A 7,054-nucleotide genomic window follows, 5' to 3' on the forward strand; every position below is an offset into this window, starting at 1 on the left:
GTTGCCTGCCCTTCGGCATCCAGGAGCTGGACATCCAGGCTGCATTCCTTGCCCATGATGGTCACGCTGCCGTAGACGAGATAATCGGCACCGATACCAGACAGCCCTTTTTTGGCGGCATCCTGGCTTTCAATGGGGGATGGCGTGTGTGCCTTGACCGTATCCTTGGATACCGGGCTGAAATGTCCGGGCCAGGTCAGGCGGGTCTGGAGCATGGAGGGGATGCCCTGCTGCAGATATTTGTAGGTTTGGGGACCATGGACCGCAAAGGGGGCCACGGCAAAGGTCTTGGCTTCCTCGGCCAGGGTCTGGACGGGCAGGGTTAGAAGGGCGAGCAGTATGAGTGCTAGACGCAGGATCATGGATGTTCCTCCATAGATGGGTGGCGGAGATGGCTCCCCGGATTTTTAACGTTTGAAGTTGGGTGACTTTTGGTTTGGATGGGGGGGATTGTCAAGGATGACTGTTTTAGGTTTTAAGGGCGTAAAGGTTACGGTTCAAGGGGTAGGGGGCACGTTTTACGGGGGACGTCTTCGTGCGCGGGTCGCAGGAGGCGGACTTGATCAGATGGTTGACGCGTGATTCCGGGGCAACTATCCAACCGTGTGGCTTGTACGATCACGTATGGGTCTTTTTCCGGCATATGGGGTGAAAAAACACGATCATGGTTTCCAGACGAGATTTTTTATTCAGCGCAATGCGCAGGGTGCGGCAGAATGTGGATGGGGCGGCTCCGCTCACTTCATCCAAACCGGTTTCGGGGATAGGCAGGGAGATCGGCGAGGCGGACCGGCTTTTTGGGGAGGGGATGTTCCAAGAGGCCCGGACTGCGTACAGGGATGTCCTGTCACGGGAGCCGCACCATATCGAGGCGCGGGTACAGATGATGATCTGCCATTATCGGTTGGGGGAGATCAACCCGGCCAAGGTATGTGCCCGGCAGGTTTTGCACAAGGAACCCGGGAACCATACGGCCAAGCTGTTCTTGGGATTGTCGTGGCTGAGGAAGGACAATCCGGAGAAGGCGTTGGAAGCCTGGGACGGGTATTTTGACGTGGATAATCCGCTGGTGCTCAGGGAGGTCAATTTGCAGAAGGCGCTATTTGAAGCAGGAGAAGCAATCTCGTGCGGAGTGGTGGTTCAAGAGATCGAACAGGCTATGGGATTGAGTGTGCAGTGCGCAGTGCACAGTGCACAGGAAGGGGGCGAGGATGGATCCTCGGAGCAGAACAAAGGACGCTAGGCCGTTTTTTCGTTCCGCCTTCCCACCGCTGCGTCCATGTCGTGAGTAGCGACCGATGCCCCCTGTGTGCTGTGCTCTGCAGACTGCGCCCCAGCCTCTACCATTGCGTTTTTTGTTCGGGAATCTCCAGCCTGAACGTGGTGCTCTCATCTGTTGTTGCAAGATGCACACTCCATCCCACCTGATCGGCGAAGAACTTGACCATGGGCAACCCCAGTCCCTGGTGGTCTGGTTTATTGGTCGTCCCCTCATCCAAGGGATCGATCTCTGCGGGACAGATTGTGGGGGAGGTCAGGGAGAATGCGACCCCCTTGGCGTGCGGCGCGACATCGAGGGACATGGCATGCTGGCCGGCGGGGTCCTTGTCCATGCAGGCCTCGACCGCGTTTTTCAGGGATTCGTCGATGGCCAGGGTCAGGAGGAACGGGGGGAGCTGGAGCGTCGGGATCGTTTCCGGGCAGACTATGGTGTTGGCCACCTTGTGTTTATAGAAGAGATTGTTCGTCCAGAATCGGTCCACCCAGCCGACGAACTGGCGGACATCGATCATGGTGACGGTTTCATCGGTAAAAAAATTGAGCTGTTCGTTATCCCTGAGCGTCTCGGTCAATTTGCTCACGGCCTGGGTCAGGCGACCGAATTTGGGCAAAAGGTCCACTGCCGTCATGTCGGGTTGGCGGTTGATCTTGCCCTGGAAGAGTTCCAACTGCATTTCCAGGACGTGGCAGAAATTGTTCGCGTTATGGGTCATGCCGGAGATCTGTCGTCCGGCGTTGGCGTACAGATATGTCCGGGCAAGGGGTATCCACTCTTCATATGTCCTGGTCATAAACGTTCTCCCCTGATCATTTCGCGTTGTTCCCTGAATACATACTGGATGATTGCTTCACGGTCGTTGTCCCGGATGGCGGTGAATCCGAAAACATAGAGGTCCTTTCCGTCCGGGGCCGTTTCCTTGCGGGTGATGGCTCCGACGACGTTGATCAGGTACAGGGGGAACCTGGAAAGGGTGATGACCATTTCCAGGTGAATGCCCGTCTGCAGATCGTGGTCTGAAGTAAACTGGACCCCGGCACCGCTTATCTGGGTGACGGTGGCGGTGAGAGGATATTCTGTCTGTATGGAAGATTGGTGCAGAAGGCCGAGGATGGTGTCGAGCTTGGCGTTCATGGATTCGAGATAATCCAGGAGCGGATCCGGCAGGGAGGTCTTTTGCAAGTCATCCTTGAGGTGGTCTACCCCAGTTGCAAATCCTCCACGGAGGCCCGGTCTGGCCGAAGGGGAAGGGGCCGTGCGCATGAAGGCCTGGAGCGTGGTGTCGATGCGGGTGTAGGTTCTGCGTTCGGTTTCCATGTCCACTCCGGGGGAGAAAGATGTAGGTTATATCCTCTGGCCGATGGTATGTCCTTAAAACCCGTTCTCCTCCACTTCCACGTTCATGGCATGGACCGGGCAGATGCGGGTACATTGGCCACAGGCCGTGCATTTATCGCAGTCGAATTCCACCCTTCTGGTTTGCGGATCGAGGTGCAGGGCGTTGGTAGGACACAGGGCGGTGCATACCCCGCAGTGGAGGCAGGATTCCTCGTCCCGGGAGATCTGCTGGGCCACCGGGGTGACCGTGATGTCGTGTTCCTGCAGGTAGGTGATCCCCTGGGTGTAGTCCTCTTCGCGCCCCGAAAGCTCCAGGACCATGTGGCCCTCGTGCCGGGGGTTGATCCTTGCCTTGAGGATGTTGAAGGTCAGGTCGAAGAGCTTGGCCAGATTACAGATGACCGGCTTGCCCGAAACGACCGGGGGAAAGGAAAGAGAGATGATGCGGCTGTAATTTTTCATACCCATTTATTTGGTTTTTAAGAACGCCTTGGCCCGGCGGGCTTCGGCTGATTGTGGATGGTGCTTGATCAGGTCGGTGAGGACGAGCTTGCCCGGTTTCTTCTTGTCCATCTTGTAGAAGGAGATGCCCTGCTTGAGCAGGGCCGGGCGGTACTTGTTGCTCTTTTTGTATTTTTCGATGACCTTTTGATAGGCCAGGATAGCGCGGGCGTAATCGCGCATCTGGTAGTGGCATTCTCCCTGCCAAAAAAGGGCATTGGGGACGAGCTTGTTCGTTTTGAACGCGGCCACGAATTCTTCCCACAGGGAGAGGGCCTGGTCATATTGTTTGGCATAGAACGAGTTCAGGGCCTTTTTGTACAATTCCTGGGCCGAATCATAGCTGGGTGCGGCGACTGGCTGACTGGAGGCCTGTTTTTGTTCGGATGGTGTCTTCCGGGGCGAAGAAACCCCACCCTGCCCCAGGTCGTTGGGGTCCATGCCCAGCTGGCCGGCAATGGTGGTCACGGCATTGCCGGTCCGTGCCGTTTTGGTCGAGAGTTCTTCAAGGGTACGCGTGGCGTTGGCCTGGGTGTTCTCCATCCGTCGGATTTTTCGGTCCAGCCCGTCGATCTTCCCCCTGGCCGTGGCCAGCTGGACCCGCAGATTTTCGATCTCGGCCCAGAGATTCGCCTGTTTGGACCGGACCGGCCCGCTCGTTGCGGAGATCTCTTCTTTGAGGTCCTCTCTGGCCTTTTGTAGCTCGGATTCCAGGGTGACGATTTGTTTCTTCAGTTCCTGATTTTCCCGTGCCTGTTGCTGTTGCTGGTGGGAGACCCGTCCCTTGAGCGAGGAAACGTCCTGTTTGGATGCACATGCGGAACAAAAAAGCGTTCCCAGGACGAGAGATACGAGTAATAAACCGGTGGTTCGGGAATAGATCATGGCTGGTGGCTTCCTGGAATTGGATGGTCCTTGGGATATACATCCATAAACGTAATTACCGTATCTTGCAAATCTTGTTTGGACTTTCGTTTCAGCTGCCCGGCTCTATTGTCGACCCGGCGGACTGGTCGGACAGATCGACGGTCCTGCGACGGCCAATAAAGAGGTAGATGAATCCACCGAGAACAGGAAGAAAGACATTCAACCAGATCCATCCTTTTTTTTCGGCCGGCGTGGCGAAATCATGACGGAAGATGTGCCATATGGCCCAAAGGTTGGGGAGTATCGGCAACACCAGGATGGCGACGACCAGAGCGATTTGGAGAGGGGTGAGGGAAGACATGTTTTTTTTGTAATTTTTTAAAGATTTTAGGTATCTTAGAGAGTTGGGGTTGCTAAAATTTCTTGAATTTATCGGTCCGTTTTTTTTCTATACACCACAATCCAGAGTCCCAGACAGAAGACCCCGGAGGCGATGATCTGGGTGACCGAAATGATCCCGAAATCACCCCGGTAGTCGCCCCGGAAGAATTCGATGGTGCATCGGAACACCGCGTAGAGCATGAGCATGAGGCCGGTAAGGAGGCCGTTGGTCCGCAAGAATCTTTTGGCCCCAAGGAGGATGCCGAAGGTGAGCAGTCCTGCCAGACAATGGTAGACCTGGGTCGGGTGGAGGGGGATGTTCACCGGCGCGAGGCTGTTCGGGTCGGTGAAGGTGATCGCCCATGGGAGTTCGCATGGGCTGCCGTAACAGCAGCCGGCCATGATGCAACCGATCCGTCCTATGGCCTGACCAAGGGGAACGCTCACTGCGATGGCGTCCATCCATGTCCACAGGGGTTGCTCCCTTTTGGAAAGATACCAGTACCCGGCCACCGTGGCCATGATGGCCCCTCCCAGAAAAACCAATCCCCCCTTCCAGAACATGAATATCTCTAGGGGATGGTGGAAGAAGTAGACCGGATTGATCAGAATATACAAAATCCTGGCCCCGAGGATGGCCCCGAGGACCACGTAGAAGCCGAGGTCCGAAACAAGGGAATGGTCCAGCCCCTTGGCTTTGGCCTCTCTGCAGGTCCAGGCCATGGCGGCCAGAAAGGCGGCGGCCACGAAAAAGCCGTAGCTATGGATGGTCAGGGGACCGATGTTAATCAAAACCGGATGCATTCTTTTTCCGTTGGTAGAAGGAGACAAGGAGCATGAAGGCTCCCACGCTGATGGCCATGTCCGCGACGTTGAAGGCCGGCCAGTGGTGTCCGGCCACGTAAAAATCCAGGAAATCGATGACCTCACCGATGCGTATCCGGTCGATCATGTTTCCCAGGGCCCCGCCGAGGATGCACCCCAGGCCGGCGAACAGGAAAGGATCCCTGCGGTCCACTGTTTTGACCAGATGGAAGATGAGGACCACAGCCAGGGCAGAGACCCCGATGAAAAAATAGGTCTGCCAATGGATGTCGGCCCGGTTCAGGAATCCGAAGGCCGCGCCCTTGTTCAGAACATGGACCAGGTCGAAGAATCCCGGGATGACCCGAATGGATTCGTACATGGAGATGTTCCCCTGGACCCAGATCTTGGTGGTCTGGTCCAAAATGATGATCACCAGGGCCAGGAAGGAAACGAATTTGTATTTATTGTTTATCATGATGCTCCTGCAAAAAGTCGAAAATCGAGGTTCAAGCTCAAGACAATATTTTGTAACTACCTGATTTTATTTAGACCTTTCAACTCAAACCTTAACCCTGCCTGCAAGAATCTATTTTTTGCAGGCACATCTTTATCATGATGGTTTGCTGATGCAATGCATGCCAAACACTGTTTGCCGGTAACATTTAGTCATTCAAATTTCGTCATATCCCCGCACCCCCGTAGGGGCGATTCACGGACCGCCTATTTTGATCGAGCCCAGGGAGGCGAGGAAAAACAAAATGAATGGCACCTGCGAACACTGTTTGCAATGATAGTGGCAATCTGAACGATATCGTATCCTCGATACGTTCATCATTGCCCCTTTCATCACATGGGCGATTCATTATCGGATATTTTTTCCAGAGTCTTGGTACATCTCGGACACGCATCCGGGTGGTCCGGGTTGCTCCCCAGATTTTCATTGTACACCCAGCACCGGGCGCATTTGGTTCCGGGTGCGCGGGTCACGTCGACCTTGAGATCCGGGACATCCTGGCTGGCAAAAATGTTCTCGGGTGCGTCAGCGACATCCGCCAGGGTCACCTTGGAAACGATGAAAAAGGCACGCAGAATATCGGCCACCTTGTCCAGGTCCTCGCGCATGTCTTCCTTGACGTACAGGGTGACATGGCTGTCCAGGGAATGGCCCAGCTCCTTGGATTTTCTCAGGGGTTCGATGGCCTTGGTCACCTCGTTGCGGACCTCCACGAGCATATTCCACAGCTGGGTCTCTTCTTCGTCCATGAATCCCTTCTTGAATTCCGGGAAGGTGAAGCCGAACACGGTCTTGGCGTCGGTCCGCATGGTCTCGGGCATGTTCCTGAAGACCTCCTCGGCCGTGAAGCTGAGGATGGGGGCCATGTTCTCCATCAATACCATGAGGATATGGTACATGGCGGTCTGGGCCGAGCGGCGCTCTATCCCCTTGGTGGCCGAGACATAGAGGCGGTCCTTGAGGATATCCAGATAAAAGGCGCTCAGGTCGGTGGCGCAGAGGTTGTGCAGGGTGTGGTAGACCTTGTGGAATTCGAATTCCTCGTACGCCTTCTGCATGGTTGCGTGGGATCCGGCCAGCAGATCCAGTGCGTAGCGGTCAAGGGGAAGCATGTCCTTGGCGTCGACCATGTCCGTGGCCGGGTCAAAGTCGCGCAGGTTCCCAAGAATGTACCGGCAGGTGTTTCTGATCCTGCGGTAGGCGTCCACCAGCCGGCGCAGGATCTCGTCGGAGATGCGCAGGTCTTCCTGATAGTTGGAGGCGGCTACCCACAGGCGCAGGATTTCAGCCCCGTACTTTTTGATGATCTCTTCGGGGGCGATGACATTGCCCACGGACTTGGACATCTTGTGCCCCTTGCCGTCCAC

Annotated in this window: 9 protein-coding genes and 1 pseudogene; 1 reads left to right on the forward strand and 9 read right to left on the reverse strand. The window is 55.6% G+C overall.

Annotated elements, in window-relative coordinates:
• Positions 1–362 (reverse strand): annotated as a pseudogene (locus tag ACY692_RS13485) (VCBS repeat-containing protein); the annotation flags it as partial.
• A 302-nt stretch (positions 363–664) separates the two neighbouring features.
• Here ACY692_RS13485 and ACY692_RS13490 point away from each other — a divergent pair.
• On the forward strand, positions 665–1,243 hold the full coding sequence (locus tag ACY692_RS13490) for a tetratricopeptide repeat protein (RefSeq protein WP_462325898.1): 579 nt from the start codon (positions 665–667) through the stop codon (positions 1,241–1,243).
• A gap of 97 nt (positions 1,244–1,340) precedes the next feature.
• On the opposite strand, the gene ACY692_RS13495 is transcribed toward ACY692_RS13490, so the two are convergent.
• From ACY692_RS13495 to ACY692_RS13530, 8 genes are all read right to left on the reverse strand, one after another.
• On the reverse strand, positions 1,341–2,072 hold the full coding sequence (locus ACY692_RS13495) for a hypothetical protein (RefSeq protein WP_462325899.1): 732 nt from the start codon (positions 2,070–2,072) through the stop codon (positions 1,341–1,343).
• Entirely contained in the window at positions 2,069–2,596 is a 528-nt protein-coding gene (locus tag ACY692_RS13500) for a PilZ domain-containing protein (RefSeq protein WP_462325900.1), read from the reverse strand. Before ACY692_RS13500 ends, ACY692_RS13495 begins: the two co-directional genes overlap by 4 nt.
• Positions 2,597–2,650: 54 nt before the next feature.
• Positions 2,651–3,085, reverse strand: a complete 435-nt coding sequence (locus tag ACY692_RS13505; RefSeq protein ID WP_462325901.1) for an NIL domain-containing protein — start codon at positions 3,083–3,085, stop codon at positions 2,651–2,653.
• On the reverse strand, positions 3,086–4,003 hold the full coding sequence (locus ACY692_RS13510; RefSeq protein WP_462325902.1) for a tetratricopeptide repeat protein: 918 nt from the start codon (positions 4,001–4,003) through the stop codon (positions 3,086–3,088).
• Between the two features lie 91 nt (positions 4,004–4,094).
• Positions 4,095–4,346, reverse strand: coding sequence for a PLDc N-terminal domain-containing protein (locus tag ACY692_RS13515; protein ID WP_462325903.1), 252 nt, complete (start codon positions 4,344–4,346; stop codon positions 4,095–4,097).
• Between the two features lie 68 nt (positions 4,347–4,414).
• Positions 4,415–5,170 (reverse strand): prolipoprotein diacylglyceryl transferase, encoded by a 756-nt coding sequence (lgt, locus tag ACY692_RS13520; RefSeq protein ID WP_462325904.1) that lies wholly within the window; start codon positions 5,168–5,170, stop codon positions 4,415–4,417.
• A complete protein-coding gene (gene lspA / locus ACY692_RS13525; protein ID WP_462325905.1) occupies positions 5,151–5,648 on the reverse strand; it encodes a signal peptidase II in 498 nt (165 codons plus the stop codon). The genes lgt and lspA overlap by 20 nt, the downstream gene beginning before the upstream one ends.
• 371 nt (positions 5,649–6,019) lie before the next feature.
• Positions 6,020–7,054 (reverse strand): class I tRNA ligase family protein (locus ACY692_RS13530; RefSeq protein ID WP_462325906.1); only part of this gene is annotated, 1,035 nt, incomplete at its 5' end.

The organism is Desulfoplanes sp. (genome assembly GCF_054921335.1).

Bases quoted from the DNA above. Each gene is read 5' to 3' on its own strand.
- ACY692_RS13490 (WP_462325898.1), top strand. From the start codon at position 665: ATGGTTTCCAGACGAGATTTTTTATTCAGCGCAATGCGCAGGGTGCGG.
- ACY692_RS13495 (WP_462325899.1), bottom strand. From the start codon at position 2,072: ATGACCAGGACATATGAAGAGTGGATACCCCTTGCCCGGACATATCTG.
- ACY692_RS13500 (WP_462325900.1), bottom strand. From the start codon at position 2,596: ATGGAAACCGAACGCAGAACCTACACCCGCATCGACACCACGCTCCAG.
- ACY692_RS13505 (WP_462325901.1), bottom strand. From the start codon at position 3,085: ATGGGTATGAAAAATTACAGCCGCATCATCTCTCTTTCCTTTCCCCCG.
- ACY692_RS13510 (WP_462325902.1), bottom strand. From the start codon at position 4,003: ATGATCTATTCCCGAACCACCGGTTTATTACTCGTATCTCTCGTCCTG.
- ACY692_RS13515 (WP_462325903.1), bottom strand. From the start codon at position 4,346: ATGTCTTCCCTCACCCCTCTCCAAATCGCTCTGGTCGTCGCCATCCTG.
- lgt (WP_462325904.1), bottom strand. From the start codon at position 5,170: ATGCATCCGGTTTTGATTAACATCGGTCCCCTGACCATCCATAGCTAC.
- lspA (WP_462325905.1), bottom strand. From the start codon at position 5,648: ATGATAAACAATAAATACAAATTCGTTTCCTTCCTGGCCCTGGTGATC.